This window comes from Amycolatopsis eburnea, from assembly GCF_003937945.1.
GTDB lineage: Bacteria > Actinomycetota > Actinomycetes > Mycobacteriales > Pseudonocardiaceae > Amycolatopsis > Amycolatopsis eburnea.
Window position 1 is genome coordinate 707,846 of the sequence record NZ_RSEC01000058.1, and the last position, 26,447, is coordinate 734,292.

General features: G+C 72.1%; 30 protein-coding genes. 18 read left to right on the forward strand and 12 right to left on the reverse strand.

What is annotated here, in order from left to right; translation table 11 throughout:
• Window positions 1-6: 6 nt before the first annotated feature.
• Window positions 7-546 (reverse strand): GNAT family N-acetyltransferase, encoded by a 540-nt coding sequence (locus tag EIY87_RS28860; protein ID WP_125312988.1) that lies wholly within the window; start codon window positions 544-546, stop codon window positions 7-9.
• On the opposite strand from EIY87_RS28860, the gene EIY87_RS28865 reads away from it, so the two are divergent.
• A complete protein-coding gene (locus tag EIY87_RS28865) occupies window positions 545-1,306 on the forward strand; it encodes an alpha/beta fold hydrolase (RefSeq protein ID WP_125312989.1) in 762 nt (253 codons plus the stop codon). The genes EIY87_RS28860 and EIY87_RS28865 overlap by 2 nt on opposite strands.
• Here EIY87_RS28865 and EIY87_RS28870 read toward each other — a convergent pair.
• Window positions 1,294-2,124: a phosphotransferase family protein gene (locus EIY87_RS28870; RefSeq protein WP_125312990.1), complete on the reverse strand. Its 831-nt coding sequence runs from the start codon at window positions 2,122-2,124 to the stop codon at window positions 1,294-1,296. The two genes, EIY87_RS28865 and EIY87_RS28870, sit on opposite strands and share 13 nt — an antisense overlap.
• Before the next feature lie 135 nt (window positions 2,125-2,259).
• Between EIY87_RS28870 and ctaD the strand changes: the two genes are divergently transcribed.
• From ctaD to EIY87_RS28890, 4 genes are all read left to right on the forward strand, one after another.
• The gene (gene ctaD / locus EIY87_RS28875) at window positions 2,260-4,047 is read left to right on the forward strand and encodes an aa3-type cytochrome oxidase subunit I (protein WP_125312991.1); all 1,788 of its coding nucleotides are present in this window, start codon (window positions 2,260-2,262) and stop codon (window positions 4,045-4,047) included.
• Window positions 4,048-4,163: 116 nt separating this feature from the next.
• Window positions 4,164-5,393 (forward strand): phosphoserine phosphatase SerB, encoded by a 1,230-nt coding sequence (gene serB, locus EIY87_RS28880; RefSeq protein ID WP_125312992.1) that lies wholly within the window; start codon window positions 4,164-4,166, stop codon window positions 5,391-5,393.
• Window positions 5,390-6,169 carry a peptidyl-tRNA hydrolase gene (locus EIY87_RS28885; protein WP_125312993.1) on the forward strand — a complete coding sequence of 260 codons (780 nt, stop codon included), beginning with the start codon at window positions 5,390-5,392 and terminating at the stop codon, window positions 6,167-6,169. The genes serB and EIY87_RS28885 overlap by 4 nt, the downstream gene beginning before the upstream one ends.
• A gap of 16 nt (window positions 6,170-6,185) precedes the next feature.
• Window positions 6,186-6,590 (forward strand): OsmC family protein, encoded by a 405-nt coding sequence (locus tag EIY87_RS28890; RefSeq protein ID WP_125312994.1) that lies wholly within the window; start codon window positions 6,186-6,188, stop codon window positions 6,588-6,590.
• Here EIY87_RS28890 and EIY87_RS28895 read toward each other — a convergent pair.
• From EIY87_RS28895 to EIY87_RS28905, 3 genes are all read right to left on the reverse strand, one after another.
• A complete protein-coding gene (locus EIY87_RS28895) occupies window positions 6,587-6,928 on the reverse strand; it encodes a hypothetical protein (protein WP_103348344.1) in 342 nt (113 codons plus the stop codon). The genes EIY87_RS28890 and EIY87_RS28895 overlap by 4 nt on opposite strands.
• A 59-nt stretch (window positions 6,929-6,987) precedes the next feature.
• Window positions 6,988-9,039, reverse strand: coding sequence for an ATP-dependent DNA helicase (locus tag EIY87_RS28900; protein WP_125312995.1), 2,052 nt, complete (start codon window positions 9,037-9,039; stop codon window positions 6,988-6,990).
• Between the two features lie 81 nt (window positions 9,040-9,120).
• Window positions 9,121-9,708 carry a biotin transporter BioY gene (locus EIY87_RS28905; protein WP_125312996.1) on the reverse strand — a complete coding sequence of 196 codons (588 nt, stop codon included), beginning with the start codon at window positions 9,706-9,708 and terminating at the stop codon, window positions 9,121-9,123.
• A 207-nt stretch (window positions 9,709-9,915) separates the two neighbouring features.
• On the opposite strand from EIY87_RS28905, the gene EIY87_RS28910 reads away from it, so the two are divergent.
• Window positions 9,916-10,533: a choice-of-anchor P family protein gene (locus tag EIY87_RS28910; protein WP_125313579.1), complete on the forward strand. Its 618-nt coding sequence runs from the start codon at window positions 9,916-9,918 to the stop codon at window positions 10,531-10,533.
• Window positions 10,534-10,605: 72 nt separating this feature from the next.
• On the opposite strand, the gene EIY87_RS28915 is transcribed toward EIY87_RS28910, so the two are convergent.
• Genes EIY87_RS28915 through EIY87_RS28925 form a run of 3 tightly spaced genes read right to left on the reverse strand, consistent with a single transcriptional unit; the run spans window position 10,606 to window position 13,140 of the window.
• Entirely contained in the window at window positions 10,606-11,250 is a 645-nt protein-coding gene (locus EIY87_RS28915; protein WP_125312997.1) for a bifunctional 4-hydroxy-2-oxoglutarate aldolase/2-dehydro-3-deoxy-phosphogluconate aldolase, read from the reverse strand.
• The gene (locus EIY87_RS28920) at window positions 11,247-11,825 is read right to left on the reverse strand and encodes an isochorismatase family protein (RefSeq protein ID WP_125312998.1); all 579 of its coding nucleotides are present in this window, start codon (window positions 11,823-11,825) and stop codon (window positions 11,247-11,249) included. The genes EIY87_RS28915 and EIY87_RS28920 overlap by 4 nt, the downstream gene beginning before the upstream one ends.
• Window positions 11,826-11,838: 13 nt before the next feature.
• A complete protein-coding gene (locus EIY87_RS28925) occupies window positions 11,839-13,140 on the reverse strand; it encodes a nicotinate phosphoribosyltransferase (protein ID WP_125312999.1) in 1,302 nt (433 codons plus the stop codon).
• Window positions 13,141-13,214: 74 nt separating this feature from the next.
• Between EIY87_RS28925 and clpS the strand changes: the two genes are divergently transcribed.
• From clpS to EIY87_RS28940, 3 genes are read left to right on the forward strand one after another with little or no spacing between them, the layout of a single operon-like run.
• A complete protein-coding gene (gene clpS, locus EIY87_RS28930; RefSeq protein ID WP_086679752.1) occupies window positions 13,215-13,514 on the forward strand; it encodes an ATP-dependent Clp protease adapter ClpS in 300 nt (99 codons plus the stop codon).
• The gene (locus EIY87_RS28935; protein WP_125313000.1) at window positions 13,511-14,068 is read left to right on the forward strand and encodes a DUF2017 domain-containing protein; all 558 of its coding nucleotides are present in this window, start codon (window positions 13,511-13,513) and stop codon (window positions 14,066-14,068) included. Before clpS ends, EIY87_RS28935 begins: the two co-directional genes overlap by 4 nt.
• The gene (locus EIY87_RS28940) at window positions 14,065-15,045 is read left to right on the forward strand and encodes a P1 family peptidase (RefSeq protein WP_125313001.1); all 981 of its coding nucleotides are present in this window, start codon (window positions 14,065-14,067) and stop codon (window positions 15,043-15,045) included. Before EIY87_RS28935 ends, EIY87_RS28940 begins: the two co-directional genes overlap by 4 nt.
• Before the next feature lie 42 nt (window positions 15,046-15,087).
• Here EIY87_RS28940 and EIY87_RS28945 read toward each other — a convergent pair whose 3' ends face one another.
• Window positions 15,088-15,465, reverse strand: a complete 378-nt coding sequence (locus EIY87_RS28945) for a hypothetical protein (protein ID WP_125313002.1) — start codon at window positions 15,463-15,465, stop codon at window positions 15,088-15,090.
• Window positions 15,466-15,536: 71 nt separating this feature from the next.
• Between EIY87_RS28945 and EIY87_RS28950 the strand changes: the two genes are divergently transcribed.
• The 3 genes from EIY87_RS28950 (at window position 15,537) to EIY87_RS28960 (ending at window position 17,235) form a co-directional block, all read left to right on the forward strand.
• A complete protein-coding gene (locus tag EIY87_RS28950; protein WP_125313003.1) occupies window positions 15,537-15,944 on the forward strand; it encodes a Mov34/MPN/PAD-1 family protein in 408 nt (135 codons plus the stop codon).
• 64 nt (window positions 15,945-16,008) lie between these two features.
• Window positions 16,009-16,281, forward strand: coding sequence for a MoaD/ThiS family protein (locus tag EIY87_RS28955; protein WP_020640924.1), 273 nt, complete (start codon window positions 16,009-16,011; stop codon window positions 16,279-16,281).
• Between the two features lie 3 nt (window positions 16,282-16,284).
• Complete coding sequence (locus tag EIY87_RS28960; RefSeq protein WP_125313004.1) at window positions 16,285-17,235, forward strand: PLP-dependent cysteine synthase family protein; 951 nt, start codon at window positions 16,285-16,287, stop codon at window positions 17,233-17,235.
• Window position 17,236: 1 nt separating this feature from the next.
• Here EIY87_RS28960 and EIY87_RS28965 read toward each other — a convergent pair whose 3' ends face one another.
• Window positions 17,237-18,064, reverse strand: coding sequence for an MBL fold metallo-hydrolase (locus EIY87_RS28965; RefSeq protein ID WP_125313005.1), 828 nt, complete (start codon window positions 18,062-18,064; stop codon window positions 17,237-17,239).
• Window positions 18,065-18,073: 9 nt separating this feature from the next.
• On the opposite strand from EIY87_RS28965, the gene EIY87_RS28970 reads away from it, so the two are divergent.
• Entirely contained in the window at window positions 18,074-18,790 is a 717-nt protein-coding gene (locus EIY87_RS28970) for an aspartate/glutamate racemase family protein (RefSeq protein ID WP_125313006.1), read from the forward strand.
• Here EIY87_RS28970 and EIY87_RS28975 read toward each other — a convergent pair.
• Complete coding sequence (locus EIY87_RS28975; RefSeq protein WP_125313007.1) at window positions 18,748-19,608, reverse strand: arylamine N-acetyltransferase family protein; 861 nt, start codon at window positions 19,606-19,608, stop codon at window positions 18,748-18,750. The genes EIY87_RS28970 and EIY87_RS28975 overlap by 43 nt on opposite strands.
• An 84-nt stretch (window positions 19,609-19,692) precedes the next feature.
• Here EIY87_RS28975 and EIY87_RS28980 point away from each other — a divergent pair, with 84 nt between their 5' ends.
• Genes EIY87_RS28980 through rdgB form a run of 5 tightly spaced genes read left to right on the forward strand, consistent with a single transcriptional unit; the run spans window position 19,693 to window position 23,331 of the window.
• Window positions 19,693-20,331, forward strand: a complete 639-nt coding sequence (locus EIY87_RS28980) for a rhomboid family intramembrane serine protease (protein WP_125313008.1) — start codon at window positions 19,693-19,695, stop codon at window positions 20,329-20,331.
• Window positions 20,328-21,134, forward strand: a complete 807-nt coding sequence (murI, locus tag EIY87_RS28985) for a glutamate racemase (RefSeq protein WP_125313009.1) — start codon at window positions 20,328-20,330, stop codon at window positions 21,132-21,134. Before EIY87_RS28980 ends, murI begins: the two co-directional genes overlap by 4 nt.
• A 29-nt stretch (window positions 21,135-21,163) precedes the next feature.
• Window positions 21,164-21,931 (forward strand): MBL fold metallo-hydrolase, encoded by a 768-nt coding sequence (locus EIY87_RS28990; RefSeq protein ID WP_125313010.1) that lies wholly within the window; start codon window positions 21,164-21,166, stop codon window positions 21,929-21,931.
• A gap of 24 nt (window positions 21,932-21,955) precedes the next feature.
• Window positions 21,956-22,732: a ribonuclease PH gene (rph, locus tag EIY87_RS28995; RefSeq protein ID WP_125313011.1), complete on the forward strand. Its 777-nt coding sequence runs from the start codon at window positions 21,956-21,958 to the stop codon at window positions 22,730-22,732.
• Window positions 22,729-23,331, forward strand: coding sequence for an RdgB/HAM1 family non-canonical purine NTP pyrophosphatase (rdgB, locus tag EIY87_RS29000; RefSeq protein WP_125313012.1), 603 nt, complete (start codon window positions 22,729-22,731; stop codon window positions 23,329-23,331). The genes rph and rdgB overlap by 4 nt, the downstream gene beginning before the upstream one ends.
• Here the strand turns inward: rdgB and EIY87_RS29005 are convergent.
• Window positions 23,328-26,447: an NACHT domain-containing protein gene (locus EIY87_RS29005; protein WP_125313013.1), complete on the reverse strand. Its 3,120-nt coding sequence runs from the start codon at window positions 26,445-26,447 to the stop codon at window positions 23,328-23,330. The genes rdgB and EIY87_RS29005 overlap by 4 nt on opposite strands.

The following is a 26,447-nucleotide window of genomic DNA, read 5'->3' on the forward strand; positions in this document are numbered from 1 at the left end:
CCCAGCTCAGCGCCGGTAGTGCCGTGACATCGCGCCGTCGTACATCTCCTCCGTGTACTCCGTGAAGCCGAGGCGCTCGGCCACCCGCAGCGACGGCTTGTTCGCGATGCTCACGCTCGCCAGCACCGGCACGGACGTGAGCTCGCGGGCGCACCACTCGAGGACCGCCTGCCCGGCCTCGACCGCGTACCCCTTCCCCCACGCCGACGGCCGGAAGCGGTAGCCGAGGTTCAGCACCTTCTCGCCGTGGAACTCCCGCATGCGGACGCCGCACATGCCGAGCACCTCGGTGCCGCCGCGTTCGAGGACCGCGGGGTAGCCGAAGCCGTGGTCGGCCCAGTGCGCCAGCCAGTCCGAGAACATCGCCGACGCGCGCGGGACGTCGGGCGGGTCCGGGTTGAAGCGGTTGGTGCGCGGGTCCGTGTGGATGTCGACCATCGCCTGCCGGTCCGCCTCGTGGAGCGGACGCAGCAGCAGCCGGTCGGTTTCGATGTCGGTGAACACAACGGCGAAGCTAGCGCGGGGGTCCGACAAAATGGCTCGCATGACCGAACTGCCGCTGGTCCTCCTCCACGCCTTTCCCCTGGACGCCCGCATGTGGAACGCGGTGCGCGAACCCCTCGCTTCACACCTTCGGGTGATCACCCCGGACCAGCGCGGGCTCGGTCGCTCGCCGCTGCCGGAGTCCGATCGCGAGCCGAGCCTCGAAGACGCCGCGCGGGACGTCGTCGTCCTGCTCGACCGGCTGGAGCTGGACCGCGTCGTGCTCGGCGGCTGCTCGATGGGCGGCTACCTCGCGATGGCCGTGCTGCGGCTGGCGCCGGAGCGGGTCGGCGGGCTCGTGCTCGTCGACACCAAGGCGGCGCCCGACACGCCCGAGGCCGCGCAGAGCCGGCTCGACGTCGCCGAGCGCGTCGGTCGGGAAGGCACCGGCACCTGGCTGGCCGAGGCCAACCTGCCGAACCTGCTGGCGGAATCGACCCGGACGCGGCGGCCCGAGCTGGTCGAGACCGTCCGCGAGATCATCGAGTCCCAGCCGCCCGCGGGCATCTCGTGGACGGCGCTGGCGCTGCGGACGCGGCCCGATTCCCTCGCGCTGCTGCGGGAATCGCGGGTGCCGACGCTGGTCATCGTGGGTGAAGAGGACCCGATCACCCCGGTCGAAGCCGCGAGCGAGATGGCCGAAGCCGTCGACGGCGCGACGCTCGTCGTGCTGCCGGAAGCCGGGCACCTGACGCCGCTGGAAGACCCCGCGGGCGTCGTCGAGGCGATCCTGTCCTGGTACCCCGCGACTCACGAGAAGTAGGCGGCCAGCGCGGTGCGGGCTTCGGGGAGCCGGTGCGGGAACCGCTTGGCGATGACGTAGCGCCACGCGACGGCGAACAGCTCCCGCAACCGCGTGCACACCTCTAGTTCCGATTCGGGAACCGAGCCGGGGTACGCGGCCAGGTACTCGGGACCGCCCTGCCGGGCCAGGATGGCGAGGTCCCAAGCCAGCGGCCCGTGCCAGGTGTCCTCGAAGTCCAGCCAGCACGGCCCGCCGGGCGTCGCGATCAGGTTGCCGGGGTGCGCGTCCCCGTGCAGCGGGCGGCCGCCGGAACCGGGCAGCTCGGCCGCGATTCGCGTGGCTTCGGCCGCCAGCCGGGGCGCCGCGCCGTCCATCGCGTCGCCGTGGCGGACGAGGATGCGCTCCAGGTCGTCGAGGGGCCCGCGGCGGGGCAGCTCGCCGGGGAACCCGCGCAACGCCGAGTGCACCTCGGCGAGGGAACCCGCGACCGTGTCCGGTGCGTACCGGTGGCCCGGATCGTGCGGGGTGTGGTGCCAGAGCGTGACCGGCAGCCCGGCCGCGAAATGCGGTCCGGCCGGGGGATCCGTGGTGGGTGAGACGACGCGCACACCACACTCGGTGAGGAACCGCGAGACCGCGACGTCCCGGGCCAGCCAGGCCGACGGCTCCGGCCGCGCGAGGGCCGTCGTCGCCGGCACCCTCGCCACCACCGGACCCAGTCTCACCAGCACGTTCGAGCGCTCGTGGAGCACTTCCGGGACGTGCTCGGACAGCCCGAGCCGGGCGGTCACGGCCAGTGCCGCGCGGACCGCGTTCCGCGTGTGTTCGTCGGCCACGGCCCGATCTTGCCAGCCGGTGCGCGCGACTGTCGGTAGCGAGGGCTACGATCCCCCTAAGCCGCCGGACCGGGTGTTCCCTGGCCCCGGCGGCCGGACGATGACCACCACAAGGTTTCAGTGTTGGAGGCAGGAGTGACGGCCGTAGCCCCCAAGCCGATCGCGACGCGCCCGTACCCCGCGCGCGAGTCGGTCAAGGGTTCGTACCTGCTGCGGTTGTTCCGCACGACGGACCACAAGCAGATCGGGATCATGTACCTGGTCACGTCGTTCGCCTTCTTCATGGCGGGCGGCGCGATGGCCATGCTGATCCGCACCGAGCTGGCGCGGCCCGGGCAGCAGTTCCTCTCGCAGGAGCAGTACAACCAGCTGTTCACCATGCACGGCACGGTGATGCTGCTGCTGTACGCGACCCCGATCCTCTTCGGGTTCGCGAACTTCATCCTGCCGCTGCAGATCGGCTCGCCGGACGTCGCGTTCCCGCGGTTGAACGCGTTCTCGTACTGGCTGTACCTCTTCGGCGGCCTGATCGTGCTGTCGGGCTTCCTGACCCCGGGTGGCGCCGCCGACTTCGGCTGGTTCGCCTACACCCCGCTGTCGGACGCGATCCACTCGCCGGGCGTCGGCGCGGACCTGTGGATCTCCGGCCTGGTGGTCTCCGGTCTCGGCACCATCCTCGGCGCGGTCAACATGGTCACCACCGTGGTCTGCCTCCGCGCGCCCGGCATGACGATGTACCGGATGCCGATCTTCACCTGGAACATCCTGGTGACGTCGATCCTGATCCTGCTCGCCTTCCCGATCCTGACCGCGGCGCTGATGGGCCTGCTGGCGGACCGGCACCTCGGGGCGCACGTGTTCGACCCCGAAAACGGCGGCGTGATCCTCTGGCAGCACCTGTTCTGGTTCTTCGGCCATCCCGAGGTCTACATCGTCGCGCTCCCGTTCTTCGGGATCGTGTCGGAGATCTTCCCGGTGTTCAGCCGCAAGCCCATGTTCGGCTACAAGAGCCTGGTCTGGGCGACGCTGGCCATCGCGGCGCTGTCGGTCGCGGTGTGGGCGCACCACATGTACGCCACAGGCGCCGTGCTGCTGCCGTTCTTCTCCTTCATGACCTTCCTGATCGCGGTCCCGACCGGGGTGAAGTTCTTCAACTGGATCGGCACGATGTGGAAGGGCCAGCTGTCCTTCGAGACGCCGATGATCTTCTCGATGGGCTTCATCGTCACGTTCCTCTTCGGCGGCCTGACCGGCATCCTGCTGGCCGCGCCGGCGATCGACTTCCACGTGTCGGACAGCTACTTCGTCGTCGCGCACTTCCACTACGTGCTCTACGGCACGATCGTGTTCGCCACCTTCGCCGGCATCTACTTCTGGTTCCCGAAGATCACCGGCCGGATGATGGACGAGAAGCTCGGGAAGTGGCACTTCTGGACCACGTTCATCGGCTTCCACGGCACGTTCCTCGTCCAGCACTGGCTGGGTGCCGAGGGCATGCCGCGCCGGTACGCGGACTACCTGACCAGCGACGGCTTCACGACGCTGAACACGATCTCCACGATCGGCGCGTACATCCTCGGTGCCTCGACGCTGCCGTTCATCTGGAACGTCTTCAAGAGCTACCGGTACGGCGAGATCGTCACGGTGGACGACCCGTGGGGCTACGGCAACTCGCTGGAGTGGGCGACGTCCTGCCCGCCGCCGCGGCACAACTTCACCGAGCTGCCCCGGATCCGCTCCGAGCGGCCCGCGTTCGAGCTGCACTACCCGCACATGATCGAGCGCATCCACACCGAGGGCGAGATCGGCTTCTTCGGGAAGCAGCGGGTCAACAGCCACGCGGCGCCGTCGCAGCTGCTGACCGAAGCGGTGATCCCGGGGGACCACTCCAAGGACAACGCGAGCGAGCAGGGCGACAAGTAGGTACCTGATCGTGTGAGCGCGTGCCCGGCTTTTGTGAAGCCGGGCACGCGCTCTACTTATGTCCGGCCCCGGAGCGGCAGACTGGCCGTGCAGCGTTGCCGAACGAGGGATGACCAGTGACCCAGACCCCCGTCCTGATCACGACGACCGGCCCCGACAAGCCGGGCGTCTCGTCCGTGCTGTTCGCCGTGCTGACGCGGCACGACGTCGACGTCCTCGACGTCGAGCAGGTCGTGATCCGCGGGCAGCTCGTGCTCGGCGTGCTCGCCGGCGTGTACCGCGACCCGGAGGGCCTGCAGGAGTACGTCGAGCAGGCGATGGCGTCCGTCGGCATGCAGGTCGACGTCAAGATCGGGTCGGCGATCGGGGAGGACCCGTTCGCGCTGGGCCGCCGCGACTCCACGCACGTGCTGGTGGTGCTCGGGCGTCCGGTCACCGCTCGGGGCTTCTCCGAGGTCGCGCGCCGGCTGGCGTCGCTCGGGGCCAACATCGACGCGATCCGCAGCGTCGCCGACTACCCCGTGACCGGCCTGGAGCTGTACGTCTCGGTCGACCAGGACACCCCCGAAGCCGACACCGCGCTGCGCTCGGAGCTCGCCGACGCCGCCGTCGAGGCCGGGGTCGACATCGCCGTCGAGCGGGCCGGGATCACGCGCCGGGCGAAGCGGCTGGTCGTCTTCGACGTCGACTCGACCCTCATCCAGGGCGAGGTCATCGAGATGCTGGGCGCGCACGCCGGGGTCGAGCCGGAGATCCGCGAGATCACCGAGGCGGCCATGCGCGGCGAGCTCAACTTCAGCGAGTCCCTCGAACGGCGGGTCGCGCTGCTGGAAGGGCTCCCCGCCACGGCGATCGACGAGGTCGCCGCGTCCATCGAGCTGACCCCGGGCGCCCGCACGACGATCCGCACGCTCAAGCGGATGGGGTTCAAGACCGGGGTGGTGTCCGGCGGGTTCACGCAGGTCATCGGCGGTCTGGTGGCGGAGCTCGGCCTCGACTTCGCGGCGGCGAACGAGCTGGAGATCGTGGACGGCAAGCTCACCGGGAAGGTCGTTGGCGACGTCGTCGACCGGGCCGGCAAGGCGAAGGTGCTTCGCCGCGTCGCGGGCGAGTACGACATCCCGCTGGAGCAGTGCGTCGCGGTCGGGGACGGCGCCAACGACATCGACATGCTTTCGGCGGCGGGCATGGGCGTCGCGTTCAACGCCAAGCCCGCGCTGCGCGAGGTGGCCGACACCGCGCTGTCGCACCCCTACCTCGACGCCGTGCTGTTCGTCCTCGGGCTGACCCGCGGCGAGGTCGAAGCGGCCGACGCCGCCGACGGGCTCGAGCTGATGCGCCCGTGAGCAGCGTTCTCGACCCCCTGGGCGCCCGCTACGCCTTCTGGCTGGGGCTCCCGGCCGAAGACACGTCGGACACCTCCGACGAGCTCCCGGAGGAAGTCCGGGCGATGCCGGTCATCCTGCGCATCGAACGGGCCGAGCCGCCGGGCCGCACGCCGTTGCTGGAGGCCGCGGCGGCGGCCGCGCTGGCCGTGTGCCTCGACGAGCGCGCCAAGCCCGGCGGCGAGTGGGCCGAGCCGATGCACGCGTGGCTCGACAACCGGATCCGGAAGGTCGCGCGGCGGGCCCGCGGCGCGCACTGGGCGGCCGTCCAGGAGCTGCCGGGCATCACCGTCGAGGTCGACGGCGCCGAGGCGCGGGCGCTCGTCCCGGGCCTGGTCACCGAGACGCCCAAGGACGTCGCGCGGCTGCAGATCTCGGGCAGCGAGCTGCCGCCCGACGAGCCGGGCCCGATCCCGGACGGCGTGCCGCTGCTGCTGCTCAACCCGCACGTACCGATGACCGTCGGCAAGGCCTCCGCCCAGGTCGGCCACGCGACGATGATCCTCGCCGCGCTGCTGGACGACGCCGCGCTGGCCGGCTGGGCCGCGCGGGGCTACCGGACGGCGGTGCGCACCGCGAGCCCCGTGCAGTGGAAGGAGCTGCACCCCGGGGACGACCCGGAGGGCGCGTGGCGGCGCGACCGCGTCATCGCCGTGCGCGACGCCGGGTTCACCGAGGTGGACCCGGGCACGATCACGGTTCTTGCCCAGTGGGAGCCGGAACAAGGCGCTTCCTGAGCCGGTTGGAGCGGGCATGGGACTCGAAGTTCAGCGCGACGGGCAGCACGCGTTCGTGGGGCGCAACGACCGGGGTGCGGAGGTCCGGCTGGGCCGGGCGGGCGCCGAAGGGGCGTTCTCGCCCGCCGAGCTACTGCAGATCGCGGCCGCGGGCTGCAGCGCGGTGACCGCCGAGCAGCTGATCACCCGGCGGGTCGGCGAAGACGCGAAGTTCCGCGTGACTGTCAGCGCCGACCGGCGTGAAGGGGCTTCGGAACTGGACGCCGTGCACGTCGCGTTCGACGTCGACGTGTCGACATTGGCCGCGGAGGAACGGGAGGCGCTGGCCGGCGCCGTGGACCGCGCGATCGAGCGGCTGTGCACGGTGAGCCGGACGCTCAAGAAGGGCATCCCGGTGACGGAGAGCTTCCCGCGGGCCTAGTTCTGGGCGGATTCCCAGACGACGTACGCCTGGTCGGCGTCGGTCGTCATGGCTTCGATGAACTTCTCGTTGTCGAAGCCGGGCAGGGCCTGCAGGCGCTCGATGAGCGCGTCGGCCGCCGGATCGCCGCTCGGGACCGCGGTGCCCTTGCCGTCGGTGCCGACCAGCATGAAGAACACGTCTTCGTTCCACGGGCCGTCGGGGATCACCCGGACCATCACCGACGACAGGCCGGCCCACGTGACAGCCTCTTCGCTGCCGTCCGCGAGGCGCCGCCGCACGCCGGTGTCGTCGACACTGACGGTCCGGGACTGTGCGCTGGACGAATCCTGGGTCAACCGGTGCTCCCTTTATTGCTTCGGTTGCTTCACCGTACCGGTCGGTGCTGTGGACCGCGTCACGCGGGCGCGGCAGCGTCCAGCCGGCGGAGTGCTTCGCGCACCACCTTCGGGTCCATCGTCGGCCAGAACGGGGGCAGGGAAGCACGGAGGAATCCGCCGTAGCGGGCGTTCGCCAGCCGCGAATCCAGCACCGCGACCACCCCCCGGTCGGTGACCGAACGGTGCAGCCGGCCGGTGCCCTGCGCGAGCAGCAGCGCGGCGTGCGTGGCCGCCACGGTGAGAAACCCGTTGCCGCCGCGGGCTTCCACCGCGCGCTGGCGGGCCGAGGACACCGGGTCGTCCGGGCGCGGGAACGGGATCCGGTCGACGACCACGAGCTGCAGCGACGGCCCCGGCACGTCCACGCCCTGCCACAGGGACAGCGTGCCGAACAGGCAGGTGCGGACGTCTTCGGAGAACTTCTGGACCAGCAGCGACGTCGAATCCTCGCCCTGGCAGAGGATCGGGAAGTCGAGCCGCTCGCGCATCGCCTCGGTGGCCTGCTTGGCCGCCCGCATCGAGGAGAACAGCCCCAGCGTGCGCCCGCCCGCGGCCTCGATCAGCTCGGCCAGCTCGTCCATTGTGGACGACGCGAGGCCGTCGCGGCCCGGCGGCGGCAGGTGCTTGGCCAGGTAGAGGATGCCGTTGCGCTTGTGGTCGAACGGCGAGCCGACGTCCAGCCCGGTCCACTTGGGGCCGGCGTCGACGTCCGACGGCGCTTCCTTCTCCGTCGCGGCGCCCGGCGCCTGCTCGACGCGGGCCGCGCCCGGCGGGAGACCCCATTGGCGCGCCATGGTGTCGAACGTGCCGCCGAGGGTGAGCGTCGCCGAGGTCAGGATCGTCGTGTGCTGGTTGAACACGCGCTCGCGCAGCAGGCCGGCGACGCCGAGCGGCGCGACCTTCAGCGCCGGCGGGCGCGGGTTCGACGAGAACTTGTCGCCGGACAGCCAGACGACGTCGCGCTGGTGCGCCTGGTCGTCCTCGAACGCCTCCAGCAGCCGGACCGCGGTGTCGTGCACCTCGTCGAGCAGTGACCGCGCCAGCTTGCGCGCGGTGGCCTCCTCGACGTCCTCCTTGCGGTCGGAGCCGAGCGCGGTGATGCACGCGTGCGCGGCGTCGCGGATCGCCGGGATCGCGCCCTGGAGCGGCCGCGGCAGCTCGTCCATCCGGCCCGGGGGCAGGTCGTCCACGATCAGCGCCAGCCCGTCACCCGCCTCCAGCAGGCGGTCGGCGACGTCGGCGTCGATGAGCTTGCCGCAGCGGCGCGCGGCCGACGCGCACATCGCGCTGGTCAGCTCGCCGGTGGCGACCGAGGTGACCCGGTCGACCAGGTCGTGGGCCTCGTCGATGATCACCACGTCGTGGTCCGGCAGCACCTGGTAGCCCTGCAGCGCGTCGATCGCCAGCAGCGCGTGGTTGGTCACGATGACATCGGCGCGGCCCGCCTCGGCACGGGCTTTCTCGGCGAAGCAGTCCGTGCCGATCGGGCAGCGTGAAGCGCCGAGACATTCCTTCGCCGTCACGGAAACCTGGCGCCACGCCTGGTCGGTGACGCCGGGGACCAGTTCGTCGCGGTCGCCGGTTTCGGTGTCCGACGCCCACTCCCGCAGCCGCGTGACCTCCTTGCCCAGCCGCGACACCGCGAACGGGTCGAAGAGCTGGGCGTCCTCCGGCTCGTCCGGCGCGCCGGAATCCAGCCGGTGCAGGCACATGTAGTTGCGGCGGCCCTTGAGGATGGCGAAGGTCGGTTCGCGGCCCAGCGGCTTCTTCAGCGCCTTCGCCAGGCGCGGGAGGTCGCGGTCGACCAGCTGGCGCTGCAGCGCGATGGTCGCCGTCGAGACGACGACCGTGGCTTCCTTCTGGACGGCGTGGCGGATCGCGGGCACCAGGTAGGCCAGCGACTTGCCGGTGCCGGTGCCCGCCTGCACGGCCAGGTGCTCGCCGGTGCGGATGGCGCGCCCGACGGCGTCGGCCATTTCGACCTGCCCTGGGCGTTCGGCACCGCCGACGGACTCCACCGCGTGGGTGAGGAGTTCGAGGACGCCGGGGAAATCAGTTCGGGCGGGCACAGCGACACACATTAGCCGCCGGGACCGACAGGATCGGTGATCCGTCGCGAACGGGCCGTTCGCGCCGGACCACCGAGGGCATCAGTCCTGTTCGCGGCCCGAGAGGAGCTTCCAGGTGAGCGGCAGCAGGCCGGCCGCCACGACGATCTTGATCGCGTCGCCGACGAGGAACGGCGTGACGCCCTTGGCGAACGCCGTCGACAGGTCGAACCCGGTCGACGCCATCAGCCACGGCACGCCGAACGCGTAGATCACGACGTTGCCGAGCACCATGGTGCCCGCGGTGCGCACCGGCGTCCGGTCGCCGCCGCGGCCGGCCAGGGCGCCGACCAGCGCGCCGGCGAAGACGAACCCGACGATGTAGCCAGCGCTCGCGCCGGACAGGCCCGCGGTGCCGTGCTGGAACCACGGCACGCCGACGGCGCCGACCAGCAGGTACACCAGCATCGACGCGGCACCGCGCGACATGCCCAGCGACGCGCCGACGAGCAGCGCGGCGAACGTCTGGCCGGTCATCGGCACCGGGCTACCCGGCACCGGGATGGTCAGCTGCGCGGCGGCGCCGGTGAGCACGGCACCGCCGGCGACCAGCGCGATGTCCCGGACGAGCGAGCCGGGGACGAGGTCGGCCAGCACGGGCCGCTTGCCGGCGAAGGACAGCGAAGACACGAAACCTCCCTGGGTGAGCAAGTCGATCGAGGTTAACGCTCGTTACCGCCGCAAAACCCGCGAAGTTGCGTTCCTCACCGGCCACCCGACCGGGTGGACCCGATCAGGGACGGCGGCCGGGCTGCCGATGACGAAGTGGGTAGCTACGAACTGTCACGACGACCGGGAGGCCAGTGCATGCGAAACGCCAGGAAGAGGACATTCCGGTTGCTGGCGGTGACGACGCTGAGCGTGCCGCTCCTGGCCGCCGCGGCACCCGGGACGTCCACCGGATGGGCGTCTTCGGGATCGCTGGACGTGACGGTCGACAACGAGCACGTCGTCACCGGCGAGCTGGCGAAGTGCACTGCCGACGGGCCGTACCGCGCGCAGACGCAGGGCGGCGCGACGGGCGATGTGGCCGCGTTCGGGCTGGGCGAATCCGGCTGCGGGCGCTCGGGGGACGTCGCGGTCGCGCAGGCGTCCGGGCACCGGTTCGAGGCCACGGTGCTCAAGCGCTACGGCGGTCCGGTGATCACCGTGCGCACGTACTCGGCGAAGTGCGCGACGAGCGAGAACGGCAGCGGTGGCGAGGTGTCGATCGGCGCCGTCCAGGGGATCACCGTGCCCGCGGAGATCCCGCCGAACCACCGGATCGTCATCCCCGGCGGGGCCGCGGGGACGGCGCTGGCGACGGTCGTCCTCAACGAGACCGTGACGCCGCAGCCGCCGGACGGCAGCCTGGTGACGCACGCGGTGCACATCCGGCTGTTCCCGCAGGGCGGCCCGGCGAGCGGCGACATCTACCTGGGCACGGCGGCCTGCGACCCCTTCGGGAAGAAGTGACGGCGCCACTTTCCCCAGGAAAGATGCGAGTCCGGGGCGCCAGGACGCATCTTTCCCTACGAAAGTGACGCCTCAGACCGTCGTGAAGCGGGCGGCGGCCGCGACGAACTCGCTCGCGCGGGTGGCCAGGTCCGGGAGGCTGCCGCCGGACGACAGCGCGTCGCCCAGCAGGGGCGTCGCCGCCGCGACCGCGATCGCGCCCGAGCGCAGGTAGGCCTCGACGTCGGCCAGGTGGACGCCGCCGGTCGGGACCAGCGGGACGTCCGGCAGCGGGGCCCGCACCGCGCGCAGGTACGCGACGCCGCCCGCGGCCGCGATCGGGAACACCTTCACCGCGGCCGCGCCGAGGCGCCACGCCTGGTCGATCTCGGTCGGCGTGAGCGCGCCGCAGACCACCGGGGTGTCCAGCTCCGCGGCGCGCTCCAGCACCGCGGGGTTGACCGTCGGGGTGATCAGGTACGCCGCGCCCGCGTCGACCGCGGTGTCCACATCGGACGGTTCGCGGACGCTGCCCGCGCCGATCAGCGCGTCTTCGCCGAGCGCCAGGCGCAGCGCGGTGATCGCCGCGGGCGCGCCCGGCGTCGTCAGCGTCGCTTCGAGCAGGCGGACGCCCGCCGCGTGCAGCACCATCGCCGCGTCGGCGAACCGCGACGCGTCCGAGGCACGCAGGATCGCCACGAGCCGGTGTTCGGCCAGCGCGGCCCGGAGGTCCCTCACGAGGCCGGCGGCACGGCCGCGGTGCCGGTGTAGGCCACGCCCGCCTCGTCGAAGTCCTTCAGCGTCGCGTCGACCGCCGGCTGCGAGCCGCCGACCGTCAGGTCCAGCAGCACCCGCACGCCGAAGCCCGCCTTCGCCGCGTCGAGCGCCGTCGCGCGGACGCAGAAGTCCGTCGCGATGCCGACGACGTCGACGTCGGTGACGTCGTGCTCGCGCAGCCACGCCTCCAGGGACTTCCCGTCGCGGGCCGCGCCCTCGAAGCCGGAGTACGCGGCGCTGTACTCGCCCTTCGAGAACACCTCGGTGATCGGGACGACGTCGAGCGCGGGGTGGAACGACGCGCCCGGCGTGCCGGCGACGCAGTGCACCGGCCAGCTGTCCTTGAAGTCCGGCGTCTCGCTGAAGTGGTCGCCGGGGTCGATGTGGTTGTCCCGGGTGGCCACCACGTGGCTGTAGCCCCCTTCGGCGGCCTGCTTCGAGATGCCGGCGGCCGCGGCGGCCCCGCCCGGCAGACCGAGCGAACCCCCTTCGCAGAAGTCGTTCTGCACGTCCACCACGATCAGCGCGGTCCCCATGGTCGAACTCCGTTCAGACAAACAGCGTCGGGATGGCGGGCTCGCCGTGCGAGAGCTTGAGACCCTCCCACGGCAGGCTGACCAGGCCGCGGCGCAGCCGTTGCCTGGCGTCGTCGAGCGTAGGCAGGTCCGCCTCGGCGCGGCCACCGCGGATCAGCGGGATCTGCAGCGGCCGGTCGTTCGCCTCCGGCTCGGGCGCCTTGCCCGCCGTGGTCCAGACGACCTCCTCGACCGCCGTGCCGGTGCCGCGGTGGCGCCGCAGCGCGGACTTGCGGCCGCCGCGGGACTCCTTGTGCGCGCTGCGCTTGGCGACCGGCTTGCCGTCCACCTCGACCAGCTTGTAGACCATCCCGGCGGTCGGCGCGCCGGACCCGGTGACCACCGAGGTGCCGACGCCGTACGCGTCCACCGGCTCCGCGCGCAGCGCCGCGATGGCGTGCTCGTCGAGGTCGCCGGAGACGACGATCCGGGTGTCCTTCGCGCCGAGGGAGTCCAGCTGCTCGCGGGCGCGACGGGCGAGCGGGCCGACGTCGCCGGAGTCGATCCGGATCGCGCCCAGCTCGGGCCCGGCGACGCGGACCGCCGTCTCGATGCCTGCGGTGATGTCGTAGGTGTCGACCAGCAGCGTCGTGTCCGCGCCCATCTTCTCGACCTGCGCGCGGAACGCCGCTTCTTCGCTGTCGTGCAGCAGCATGAAGGCGTGCGCGACGGTGCCGCGCGTCGGGATGCCGTAGCGGCGGCCCGCTTCGAGGTTGGACGTCGTCGCGAAGCCGGCCAGGTAGGCGGCGCGCGCGGCCGCGACCGCCGCGTACTCGTGCGTCCGGCGGCCGCCCATCTCGATGATCGGGCGGCCGTGCGCGGCGCCGGACATCCGGGCCGCCGCCGACGCGATCGCGCTGTCGTGGTTGAGGATCGATAGCACCAGCGTCTCGAGCAGCACGCACTCGGCGAACGAGCCGGTGACGGTCAGGATCGGCGAGCCGGGGAAGTACAGCTCGCCCTCGGCGTACCCGTCGACGTCACCCGAGAACTCGTAGCCGGCGAGCCAGGACAGCGTCGCGTCGTCGACGACCGCGGTCGCTTCCAGCTGCGCCAGTTCGGCGTCGGTGAAGCGGAAGTCCGCGATGGCGTCGAGCACGCGCGCGGTGCCCGCGACGACGCCGTAGCGCCGGCCGTCCGGTAGCCGCCGGGCGAACACCTCGAACACGCAGGGCCGCTCCGCCGTTCCGTCGGCGAGCGCGCTGCCCAGCATGGTCAGCTCGTAGTGGTCGGTGAGCAGCGCAGTGCTGGCCGTCGCCGGCTCCGGTGAACCCATGGGGTAAGCCTATTCACCCACATGGCCGGACCTGGCGCGGCGTACCCCGTGACCCCCGTGACACCATGGGGTGCATGTCCACGCCTGTCGCATCCGAACAGACGCAGGTCGAACCGGCCGGTGCGGAAGTAGCCGAGTCGGACACCCCCTGGCGGACCGTGGTCTGGAACGACCCGGTGAACCTGATGTCGTACGTGACGTACGTCTTCCAGAAGTTGTTCGGCTACAGCCGCGACCACGCCACCAAGCTGATGCTCGACGTGCACCACAAGGGCAAGGCGATCGTGTCTTCCGGCAGCAAGGAGAAGGTGGAGACGGACGTGGCGAAACTCCACGCGGCCGGCCTCTGGGCCACCATGGAGCAGACCTCGTGAACGGCTGGCGGCGCAAGGGCGCGGTCATCCACGCCGGGTTCGAGCAGCAGGAGGCGGCCGTCCTGCGCGGGCTGGTCAGCCAGCTCGAGGACATGCTCACCGCGCGCGCCGAGGAGGCGCCCCAGGACGAGCTCGCCGAGCTGACCGGCATCCGGACCGGGCCCACCGAATCCCCGGACGACCCGGTGCTCTCGCGGCTGCTCCCGGACTTCCACAAGCTCGACCCGGACAACCCGACCCGCGAAGACCTCGACTCGGCGTCGGCGATGCGCTCGCTGCACGAGCCGGAGCTGCTGGACATCAAGGTCGGCGTGGCGAAGATCGTGCTCGACACGCTGCCCCGCGACGGCGGCCACGTCCGGCTCACCGAGGAGCAGGCCGACGCCTGGCTGGGCGCGCTCAACGACGTCCGGCTGGCGCTGGGCACCGCGCTCGACGTCACCGAGGACATGCCCGACGAGCTGCCCGAGGACGACCCGCGGGCGCCGCACCTGGGCGTCTACCACTGGCTGACCTGGGTGCAGGAGACGCTGATCCAGGCGCTGACCGGATGATCACCGACGTCCCCGGGGTGCTGGTCGGGCACCACGAGCGGGTCGGCGACGGCTGGGCCACCGGGACGACGGTGGTGCTGGTCCCCGGCGGCGCGGTCGGGGCCGTCGACCAGCGCGGCGGCGCACCCGGCACGCGGGAGACCAACCTGCTGGAGCCGGAGAACCTGGTCCAGCGGGTCAACGCGGTCTGCCTGTCGGGCGGGTCGGCGTACGGCCTGGCCGCGGCCGACGGCGTCATGCGGTGGCTGTCCGAGCGGAACCTCGGGTTCCCGGTCGGCGCGCAGCCGCACGAGGTGGTGCCGATCGTGCCCGCGGCGGTGCTGTTCGACCTGCCGCGCAGCGAGTGGGGCAACCGGCCGGACGCGTCCTTCGGCTACGCGGCCTGCGACGCGGCTGCCGCTTCGTTCGCGGAGGGGACCGTCGGGGCCGGCGCGGGGGCCGCCGTGGGTTCGTTGAAGGGTGGCATCGGCTCGGCGAGCGAGGTCGTCAGCGGGTTCACCGTGGGCGCGCTGGCGGCGGTCAACGCGGCAGGCGAGGCCGTGGACCTCTCGACCGGGCGGGCGTACGCGGCCGACCACGGGGACTTCGGCGTGACGTGGCCTTCGCGGGCCGCTTCGCTGCCGTCCCGGCGGACCGACCTGAACACGACGATCGGGGTGGTCGCGGTCGACGCGGCGCTGTCGAAGGCCGAGGCGCGGCGGATCGCGGTCGCGGCACAGGACGGCCTGGCCCGCGCGGTGCGCCCGGCGCACACGATGTTCGACGGCGACACGGTGTTCGCGCTGGCCACGGGCGAGCGCGAGCTGCCGGAGGCGAGCGGCCCGTTCGGTGCGGCGGCGCGGCCGCTGGCGTTGGACGCGCTCTGCTCGGCGGCGGCGCGGGTGTTCGCGCGGGCGATGGTGCGCGGCCTGCTGGCGGCGACGGCCGCGGGCGGGGTGCCGGCGTACCGGGACGTGTGGCCGGAGGCGTTCGGCTGAAACCCGCTCGGCTCGGAGCCTCGGGCACGGTGATCGGCTGGGTCAGAGGTCGGGGAGCGGGTCCGGCGGCAGGTCGTGGGCGCCTTCGAGGTTGGCCGCGCGGACGGCGCTGACGTACTCCTCGTCGATCTCGAGGTGCAGTTCGGCGACGGTCAGCACCGGGCCGAGCGACGGGTGGACCTCGACCGGGCCGATTTCGGTGCGCCGGGGGAGCCGGTCGTAGACGGCCTTCGGCGTGTAGCGCCGGAAGCGGCCGCCGTAGAGGATGGTGATGCTGCGGTCGGTGACCACGACGAAGAAGGCGGCGCGCGTGCGGACGCCGTTGACGTACAGCGAGATCCCGGGGATGAGGTACTGGATCCGCTCGCCGTCCCGGAGGAACTTCCGGCAGCGTTCGCGGGCGATCGACGGCATCGGCATGACCCCAGTGTGCTCTCCAGCACAGCATCTCAAGATATGGATCGCTTGTGTCCACGACCTAAGATGTCGATGTGCTCCGGATTCGCCGTGAACTCGTCGACGAGATCGTCGCCCACGCCCGTCGTGACCACCCCGACGAGGCGTGCGGGGTGATCGCCGGGCCCGAGGGGTCCGATTCGCCCGAGCGGTTCATCCCCATGCTGAACGCGGCCCGCTCGCCGACGTTCTACGAATTCGACTCCGCCGACCTGCTGAAGCTCTACCGCGAGCTGGACGCGAACGGCGAGGCGCCGGTCGTCATCTACCACTCGCACACCGCGACCGAGGCGTACCCGTCGCGGACCGACGCGAACATCGCGGCCGAGCCGGACGCGCACTACGTGCTCGTCTCCACCCGCGACCCCGAAGTGCACGAGTTCCGGTCGTACCGGATCGTGGACGCCGAGATCACCGAGGAGCCGGTCGAGATCATCGACTGACGACCGGAATAAAGCGCCGCGCCGAGTGCGTCTGCGTCTAGGAAACCACCGGAGGTAAGAACCCATGGCCGTGACCGTCTCCATCCCGACGATCCTGCGCACCCACACCGGCGGCGAGAAGTCCGTCGAGGCGAAGGGCGCGACCGTGCTCGAGATCATCGACGACGTCGAGTCCCGGCACGCCGGCATCAAGGCGCGCCTGGTCAAGGAGGAGAAGCTGCACCGCTTCATCAACGTCTACGTCAACGACGAGGACGTGCGCTTCTCCGGTGGCCTCGAGGCCGAGGTCAAGGACGGCGACACCCTGACCATCCTCCCCGCCGTGGCCGGTGGCTGATCGATGGCTCGCTTCGAGTCCCTGCTCGACGCACTCGGCGGCACCCCGCTGGTCGGGCTGCCCCGGCTCTCCCCGACGCACGACGTGCGCCTGTGGGCGAAGCTCGAGGACCGCAACCCGACCGGCTCGATCAAGGACCGCCCCGCGCTGGCCATGATCGAAGCCGCCGAGCGCGAGGGCAAGCTGCGGCGCGGCTCCACGATCCTGGAGCCGACGTCGGGCAACACCGGCATCGCGCTGGCCATGGCCGCGAAGCTCAAGGGCTACGGGCTGGTCTGCGTCATGCCGGAGAACACCTCGACCGAGCGCAAGCAGCTGCTGCAGGCCTACGGCGCGCGGATCGTCTTCTCGCCCGCCGCGGGCGGCTCGAACGAGGCCGTCCGGCGGGCGAAGGAACTGGCCGAGGCCAACCCGGACTGGGTGATGCTCTACCAGTACGGCAACCCGGCCAACGCCGACGCGCACTACCGCGGCACCGGTCCCGAGCTGCTCAAGGACCTGCCGACGCTGACGCACTTCGTCGGCGGCCTCGGCACGACCGGCACGCTGGTCGGCGTCGGGCGGTACCTGCACGAGGCCAAGCCGGAGGTCCAGATCATCGCGGCCGAGCCGCGCTACGGCGAGCTGGTGTACGGCCTGCGCAACCTCGACGAGGGGTTCGTGCCGGAGCTGTACGACCCCAGCGTGCTGAACGGGCGGTACTCGGTGGGCGCGTACGACGCGCTGCGCCGCACGCGTGAGCTGCTGGAGCACGAAGGCATCTTCGCGGGCATCTCGACGGGCGCGGTGCTGCACGCCGCGCTGGCCGTCGCCGAGAAGGCCGCGGCGCGCGGCGAAGCGGCCGACGTCGCCTTCGTCGTCGCCGACGCCGGGTGGAAGTACCTGTCGACGGGCGCGTACGCCGGTTCGCTCGACGAAGCGGCGGAGCGGCTCGACGGGCAGCTCTGGGCCTGAGCTACTCCGCTTTCCAGAGTTCGGGCAGGGCGAGGCCGACGCCGTCGGCCTCGGCCAGCCGCTCGAAGGTGGCCATCGTCGTGTCCAGGTCGTCGAAGACCTTCGGCAGGAGCTTGAGCGGCTTGCTCAGCGGCCGCCAGAAGGCGTCCCAGTGCACCGGCCGGACGGCCCGCGCGCCGACCGCGCCGACGGTCTCCCGCCAGTACTCCTCCCGCCACCGCTCGGTCTTCTTCCCCGCCGCGCCGATGCCGAGGTAGACGACGTCCGCGGCATGGCAGGCCAGCGCACCCGGCACGAAGTTCGCCGACGCGTGGACCAGGACGCTGCCCGCCGCGTGCGCGATGTGGAACGAGTAGCACCGCCCGGTCTTGAACGCCTTGGCCTTCGCCGGCAGCCGCACCGGCTCGGTGATCTCGCCGGGCACCCGGTCGCCGTCGCTGTGGCGCGCGTCGACGGGCGTCACGGTGAACGAGCCGAACGCCACGGGTTTGCCGGGGACCAGCTCTTCGAACGGCTCGGCCGCCAGGTCGTAGCCCTCTTGGATCTTGCGCGTCGACGGCGAGCCAGCCAGTGTGGCGCCGGTCAGCTTCGCGACCACCGGGGCGTCCAGGGCGTGGTCGACGTGCGAATGCGCGACCAGGACGGCCTCCAGTTCCGTGACGCCGAGCCGGCGCAGGGCCTCGCCGATCCGCCCGCGGTCCGGGGCCACCCGCGTCGCCAGCTTCAGCGGCGACGGCCGCGAGAAGAAGCCGTCGACCAGCACGGCCGACGCACCGTCGCTGACCAGCACGTTCGATACTCCGGCGAACGCCGTGCGCAGTTCGGGCATGCTGTCACTATGAAGGTCATCGGGCTGCTCGGCGGGATGAGCTGGGAATCTTCCGCCGAGTACTACCGGCTCGTCAACGAACGGGTGAAAGCCGTGCGCGGCGGGTTCCACTCCGCGCACACCGTGCTCTACTCCGTCGACTTCGCCGCGATCGAGCGCATGCAGGCCGACGGCCGCTGGGACGACGCCGGCGCGGAGCTGAACCGCGCCGCCAAGGCCCTCGAAGCGGCCGGCGCGGACTTCGTCGTGCTCTGCACCAACACCATGCACAAGGTCGCCGACCGGCTCGAAGACGGCCTGGGCATCCCGCTGCTGCACCTCGGCGACGCCACCGCCGCGGCCGTGAAGGCCGCGGGGATCCACCGGATCGGCCTGCTCGGCACCGGCTTCACCATGGGACAGCCCTTCTACCGCGAGCGCCTCGTCGCGCACGGCCTCGACGTGCTCGTGCCGCCCGCCGAAGACCGCGAGCTCGTGCACCGCGTGATCTACGACGAGCTGGTGCTCGGGGTCGTCGAGCCCGCCTCCCGCGAGGCCTACCGCGGGGTGATCGCGCGGCTCGCCGAGGCCGGCGCCGAGGGCGTCATCTACGGCTGCACGGAGATCGAGCTGCTGGTCGGCCCCGAGGACTCGCCGGTGCCGACCTTTCCCACGACCCGCCTGCACGCCGAAGCGGCGGTGGACTACGCGCTGGGCACCACCTCGCTGCCCGTGCCGCCGACGTGAGCCTCGTGCTGGGCGACGCACTGCCGCCACAGCCGCTCGCGTTCTTCTTCGGTGAACAGCGCCTGCCGGATGCCGAACACGTCCCCGGCGGCCGCCCACCAGTCGCCGGGTGACTCGATCAGCTCCTTCGCGCCGTGGCGGTCGAGCGTCAGCGCGCGCAGGGTGTCGACGCCCGCCGCGTCCCGCCGTTGCACCACGCAGACCCGCACGAACCCGGACTCCGGGGCGCTCGACAGCCAGGCGTGCTTCTCGGCGAAGTCGGCCATCTCCGCGACACCGGGCGCGAAGTCCATGCCGGTGAAGCTGCCCGAGGGGTCGTGCTCGAACCGCCAGCCGCCCGGCGCCACCTCCGACGGCCGCAGCCGGTAGGTGTGCGGGCCCTGCACGTAGGTGCCTTCCCGGAGGGGGAGCGGCTCGTGCGGGCCGTCGCCGAGCCCCGCGTCGGCCAGCCAGGCCGTCTCCAGGGCGTCCGGCAGCCCGGTGACGGTCAGCGCCAGGTGGTTGCGGTCGATGTTCGGCGCGTCCGCCGCGCTGCCCTGCACCCCGCCGATGTGCCGCGTGACCTGGTAGCCGAGGGCGTGCAGCAACTCCGAGAATGCGCCGTTGAGGTGGTAGCAGTACCCGCCGCGGCCCCGCAGGATCCGGGCCAGCGAAGCCTGCGGGTCGAGCGGGGTCGGCCGCCCGAGCTGGACCTCCAGCGCTTCGTAGGGCACGCGTTCGACGTGCGCCGCGTGCAGCCGCCGCAGGGCGGCAAGGCTCGGCGGCTCGGCTTCGAGGCCGAGCCGCGCGAGGTAACCGGTGACGTCCATGCCGGCCACGCTAGCGGCGACCCCCGACAAAACCGCGGGATCAGGGATTTCACCCGAGGTGCGGGTGCCCGGCCCGGACGTAGCCTCGACAACGTGAGCACACCGATCCCCGCCCAGGAAACCGACGCCGCCAAGCGCGTGCTGCCGCCGCGACCGAAGGCGGCCGCGCTCGTCGCGCTGTCGTTCACCCTGCTGCTCTACCTGGTCGAGCTGGTGGACGTGATCCTGCCCGGCGACCTGGACCAGGGCGGCATCCACTCCCGCGAGCTCTCCGGGCTGGACGGCGTGCTGTTCGCGCCGGTGCTGCACGCCGGCTGGTCGCACCTGTTCGCCAACACCGTGCCCGTGCTGCTGTTCTCCTTCCTCGCGATGGCCGCCGGGATCGGCCGGTTCGCGCTGGTCACGGCCATCATCTGGGTGGTGTCCGGGCTCGGCGTGTGGCTGATCGGGCCGGCCAACGCCGTCACCGTCGGCGCGTCCGGGCTGGCCTTCGGCTGGCTCGCCTACCTGCTGGTCCGCGGCATCTTCAACCGCGCGGCCGGGCAGATCCTCGTCGCCGTCGTCCTGCTCGGGGTGTGGAGCGGCATGCTGGCCGGGCTGCTGCCGGGCAACCCCGGCGTCTCCTGGCAGGGCCACGTGTTCGGCGCGCTGGCCGGTGTCCTGGCGGCGTGGCTGACGAGCCGCCGGTCGCGCAAGGCCGCGCCGGCCGCGACGGGTAACCTCGAGGTGTGACGTCTCCGCCCGCTGATGCCCCGGTCGGCGTGTTCGATTCCGGCGTCGGCGGGCTGACGGTCGCGAGGGCGATCCTCGAGCAGCTCCCCGCCGAGCAGCTCCGCTACGTCGGCGACACGGCGCACAACCCGTACGGCCCGCTCCCGATCGCCACCGCGCGCAGCTACGCGCTCGCGGCGCTCGACGAACTCGTCGAGAGCGGCGTGAAGGCCTTGGTGATCGCCTGCAACACCGCGTCCGCGGCCTGCCTGCGCGACGCTCGCGAGCGCTACGACGTCCCGGTGATCGAGGTCGTGCTGCCCGCCGCGCGCCGCGCCGTCGTCGCGACGCACACCCGGCGTGTCGGCGTCATCGGCACCGAGGGCACCGTGCGGTCGCGGGCCTACGAGGACGCGTTCGCCGCGGCGCCCGACATCACCCTCACCAGCGTCGCCTGCCCGCGGTTCGTGGACTTCGTCGAACGCGGCATCACCTCCGGCCGCCAGGTGCTCGGGCTCGCGCAGGGCTACCTGCAGCCGCTGCTCGACGCGCAGGTCGACACGCTCGTGCTCGGCTGCACGCACTACCCGCTGCTGCAGGGCGTGCTGCAGATCGTGATGGGCCAGGAGGTGACGCTGGTTTCGAGCGCCGAGGAGACCGCGAAGGACCTCGTCCGCGTGCTCACCGAACTCGACCTGCTGACCACCCGGGACACCCCGCCGCGGCACGAGTTCGTGGCCACCGGTTCGGCCGAGCCGTTCGCCCGGCTCGCCCAGCGGTTCATGGGCTTCGCTCCGGGTGTCCTCGCTCCCACCACCGCGTGATCGGCGCGGCGGGCGCTTAGGGTGTCGAGGTGCGACTGACCATCCTCGGGTGCTCCGGCAGCATCCCCGGGCCGAACGCGGCCGCGTCCGGTTACCTGGTCGAGGCCGAGGGCTTCCTGCTCGGCCTCGAACTCGGCAACGGCACGCTGGCGCAGCTGCAGGCCGTGGCCGACCCGTTCGACCTCGACGCGCTCGTGCTCACCCACCTGCACCCCGACCACTGCGCCGACGTCAGCGCGCTCACCGTCCTGCGGCGCTACCACCCGGCGCCGCCGTACCCCGCGCGGCCGCGCCTGCTGCCGCTGTACGCGCCGCCGGACGCGCCCACGCGGCTGGCGAACGCGTATGCGCCCAACGAGACCGAGCGCGCCGTCACCGACCTTTCGGACGTCTACGCCTTCCACCCGCTGCGGCCGGAGCCGTTCCGGATCGGGCCGTTCGACGTCGTCGCGGTCGAGGTCGACCACCCGACCCCGGCATACGGCCTGCGGATCTCCTACGGCGGCCGGATCCTCGCGTTCACCGGCGACACCGGCCCGTGCACGGCGCTGAACGAGCTGGCCGACGGCGTCGATCTGCTGCTCGCGGAGGCGTCCTGGACGGATTCGGCGGAGCGGCCACCGGGTGTGCACCTGTCCGGCAAGCAGGCGGGCGAGCTGGCCCGCGACGCCGGGGTCGGCCGCCTGCTGCTGACGCACATCGCGCCGTGGACCGACGCGGGCGCGGTTCTCGCGGAGGCCTCGGCCGAGTTCGCCGGAGCCGAGGTCGTCAAGCAGGGTGCCGTCTACGACGTGTGAGCGGCGCGGTCCTAGAGTGCTCCCGTGGCTCGAAAAGATGGCAGGAACGACGACCAGCTCCGTGACATCAAGATCACCCGGGGGTTCCAGCAGTGGCCGGCGGGTTCGGTCCTGATCGAATTCGGCAACACGCGGGTGCTGTGCGCGGCGAGCGTCACCGAAGGCGTCCCGCGCTGGCGGGCCGGCTCCGGCCTCGGCTGGGTGACGGCCGAGTACGCGATGCTGCCGTCCGCGACCAACACCCGCGGTGACCGCGAGTCGGTGAAGGGCCGGATCGGCGGCCGCACGCACGAGATTTCGCGGCTGATCGGCCGTTCGCTGCGCGCCTGCATCGACCTGGCGGCGCTGGGCGAGAACACGATCGTCATCGACTGCGACGTCATCCAGGCCGACGGCGGCACCCGCACGGCGGCGGTGACCGGTGGCTACGTGGCGCTGGCGGACGCGATCACGTGGCTGGGCGCGGCCAACCGCCTCAACGACCCGCAGCCGCTGTCGTCTTCGGTGGCCGCGGTGAGCGTGGGTGTCGTGGACGGCCGGGTCCGGCTGGACCTGCCGTACGAGGAGGACTCGCGCGCCGAGGTCGACATGAACGTCGTCGCGACGGACGCGGGCACGCTGATCGAGGTCCAGGGCACCGGCGAGGGCGCGACCTTCGCCCGGTCCACTTTGGACAAGATGCTGGACATCGCGCTCGCGGGGTGCGCGGAGCTGACCCGGCTGCAGAACGAGGCGCTGGCGCTGCCGTACCCCGGTGAGCTGCCGGAGCCGCGGCCGGACAAGAAGAAGGGGTCGAAGTGACGAAGCTGCTTCTGGCCACGAGGAACGCGAAGAAGCTGGGCGAGCTTCGGCGGATCCTTTCCGCCGAGGGGATTTCCGGTATCGAGGTGCTCGGTCTCGCCGACGTCCCCGAGTTCCCCGAGGCGCCCGAGACGGCTCCGGACTTCGAGGGCAATGCGGTCGCGAAGGCCCGGGATGCGGTTGCGGCTACCGGGTTGCCCGCGATCGCGGACGACTCGGGGCTCGCCGTCGACGCGTTGAACGGGATGCCCGGGGTCTTGTCGGCTCGGTGGTCGGGTCGTCATGGCGACGACGAGGCGAACCTGGATCTGGTGCTGGGGCAGCTCGGGGATGTCCCGGACGAGCGCCGCGGCGCCCAGTTCGTCTGCGCGGCGGCGCTGGTGCTGGCGTCGGGTGAGGAGACCGTGGTCCGCGGCGAGTGGCGTGGATCGCTCGTGCGCGCGCGGCGGGGGACGAACGGGTTCGGGTACGACCCGATCTTCCAGCCGGACGGCGAATCGCGGACGTCGGCGGAGATGGAACCGGCGGAGAAGGACGCGCTTTCCCACCGGGGACGCGCTTTGCGGGCGCTGCTGCCGGCGTTGCGGGAACTGGCCTAGCTCAGCTTGACGCCGGGGCCGAGCTTCTCCGTGCCGAGGAGTTCGGTCCCGGTGACCTGGACGGTCACGTCGAGGTCGGCCAGCGAGCTCACGTCGACCGGCGAAGTGATGCCGTCGAGGGTGAGCTTGCGCAACCGCGGGGTGGCGAGCGGGCGGAGGTCGTCGATCTCCACTTCGCTGAAGAAGAAGCTGGTGGCGCCGGGGAAGCACGCGGCGAACCGCGCGCCGGCCACCCGGTTCGCGGTGATCCCCGGCTGGCCGAACACGACGACGTGGTTCGGTGCCGCAAGGGGTTCCGAGGCGGCCAGTGCGGCAGGCTGGATGCCGCGGAGGAAGAGCGTGTTCAGGTTTTCCAGCGCGCACAACGGATCCAGCGTTTCGACCTCCTGCAGCTGATCGACGGCCAGGAAGTCGAGGTCCGCCAGTCCGGCGAAGCCGTCGAGGTTCCGCCACGGCGTGTTGCCGGTCAGGGCCAGGAATACCAGCCGGTCGAGGTGCTTCAGGTGCTGGACGTTGGTGTACCCGCGGGCGAAGTTCAGCGAGAGGGACGTGACCGCGGGGTGCTCGCGCAGCGGGGCGAGGTCGACGATCGTCTCGCCGTCGAAGCACAACCGGACGTGGCCCAGGTGCGGCAGGCCGTCGAGCACGCCGAGGTCGCTCAGCTCGTCCGCCGGGGACAGCTTGACCTTCGCCCGGGTCAGGTTCCGCAACCGGTGCAGGTGCGGGAGGAGCCGCGCGCTCCGGACGGTGGCCTGTCCCTCGTCCAACGGGGAATCGGCCAGGACGTCGACGGCGAAGCGTTCCGGGTCGAAGTACTGCCACGCCTCGGTCAGCTGTTCCTGCACCGCCCGGCGCGGGTCCTGGGCGTAGCCGTGCAGCAGCGTCAGCGCCTCGGTTCCCGCGGTGAGCGCCGCGGCCCGGACGGTGGCCGCCGCGACCGCGTCCGAGAGGCCGTCCAGCGTCGGGGGCAGGTACCGCAGCACGCGGTGCCCGATCGACGCCAGTGACTGCGTCTCCCGCAGGCTCCGCGGCGGCACCAGCTGCTCCCGGATCACCGCCTCGACCCGGGCGATGACGTCCGGGGACGCGTTGCTCACCGTCTCCAGGGACGCCGCCGCCAGCAGGCGCAAGTGCCGGGCGTGGCGGGGTTCCTCGTCCGCCCGGTCCAGGATCCCGGTCAGCAGCGTCCCGGCTTGGTGGTGCTTCGCGTGGCCGCACGCCATCACGAACGTCTCCCACCACGTGTCCAGGTGGGCCTTCGCGATCAACGTCTCCAGGTGGTCCTGTTCGGTGGCTTCGTTGGCGGCCAAGCACTCCTGGAACGTCCGGTGCACGAAGTCGACCCGGTCCCGCACCGGCTCGCGCAGCACGCCACTGCGTTCCAGCAGGTGGTCCAGGACTTCCGACGGCGAATGGTCGACGTGCGGCAGCGAAGGCAGCCGGCGGGTGAGGTGGGCGAGCACCCGCTCCTTCGGCAGTTCCACCTTCGACGCCAGGGAAAGCCGCCACGCCAGGTCGCCCAGCAGGACTTCCTTCTGGGACTCGGTGAGGATCACGTCGATCCGCCGTTCCGCGTCGCGCAGGTGCAGCAGCATCGACAACGCCTTGCGGTACAGGTCCATCCGGTCGCGCGGCAGTTCCGACCGGTGCGCCAGGTTCAGCGCGCACAACATCGCGCACAGCAGCGGGCTCGCGGCCAGCGTCCGCAGGTGCGGCCGGCTGTCGAGCTGGTTCAGCAGCCGCCGCTGGACCGCGGCGACGTCGGTGCCCGGGCGGACCGTGCCGCCCGCCGCGGCCGCCTGGTGCCAGCGGGTCACCAGCGCGTCGATGTCGGCCGCGTTCATCGGTTCCAGCAGGACGCAGCCGAAACCCTCCTGCGCCAGCCAGCGCCGGTCGGCCGCCGCCGTGCGGGAGGTCACCACGATCAGGGTGTCCGGGAACGCCGTCGACAGCTTGCGCAGCCACGCCTTCACCTCGCGGCGGTGCCCGGTCCCCACCTCGTCGACGCCGTCGACCAGGACCATCGCCCGGCCGCTTTCGAGCACCCGGCGGGCCCAGCCGTCCGGTGGGGCCTGCATCGGCGCGATGTGCGCGAGGAAGTCCTCCGGCCGCGGCAACGGCTCCGCGGCGAAGCTGCGCAGCCGGATCGGGAACGGGACCCGGCCGTTCCAGCCCTCGAGCTTGCCCGTGAACCGGCCGCGGGCCGCCGTCACCGCCAGCCAGTCCAGCAGCGTCGTCTTGCCCGAGCCGGCCTCGCCGCGCACCAGGACGCGGGTGGCGCCGCTCAACGCCGTCTCGACCCGCATGTTCGCGCTGCCCGCGCCGTTCCCGCGCTTCTCGAACCACAGCTCGTCCGTGCGCCGGTCCGCCCGGCGTGGCTCGCCTTCGGGGGAGACGCTCAAGCTCAGGTAGGCGACCGTCAGCGGCAGCGCCGGCTGGTCGTCCACGGTCAGGCCGAGCAGTTCGAGCCGGTCGAGGTCGCGGGCGAGCAGCCGCAGGTACGCCGCTTCGAACTCGGCGTCGTGGTCGACACCCTCGGGGGTCGCGAGGCTGGTCTTCGGCACCCTCGCCAGCAGTTCGTCGAGCTGGTCGCTCTGGCGGCTCAGCCGGGCGAGCACCTCGGCCAGCGCGCGGGGCTGGAAGGACGGCAGGTGGCGGACCACCTGCACGAGGTGGCGGCACGACAGGTCCAGCGCCAGCTCGTACAGCGCGGCCGCCTGCGGGGCGAGCAGCCGCTCGCGGGCCAGGCCGCCCCGCAGCGTCCTGGCCAGCTGCTCGGGGTCCGCGTCCGCGGCCAGGAAGGCATCGTCGGACAGGTCCGCGCTGGTCAGGGCGTCTTCCACGGCCAGGAAGGCGGCATCGACCTCGTTCTGCGGCAAGGCCGAAAACCGGTCGGCGAGGACCTCCTCCAGCTGCTCGGCCACCTGCGTGCCGATCGTCCGGACGAGGTTCTCCAGCTTCCGCCGTTCCAGCGGTCCCTTGAGCTCGCCTGCCGCCAGGTCGGTCAGGTCGGCGGAGCGTTCGAAGCCCGCCTTGCGCCGCCGCAGCCACGACTGGGCGGCCGCGGAGGCGATCTGGCCGCCCAGCTTGAGCGCCGGCCCCTCCAGGCTCGTCAA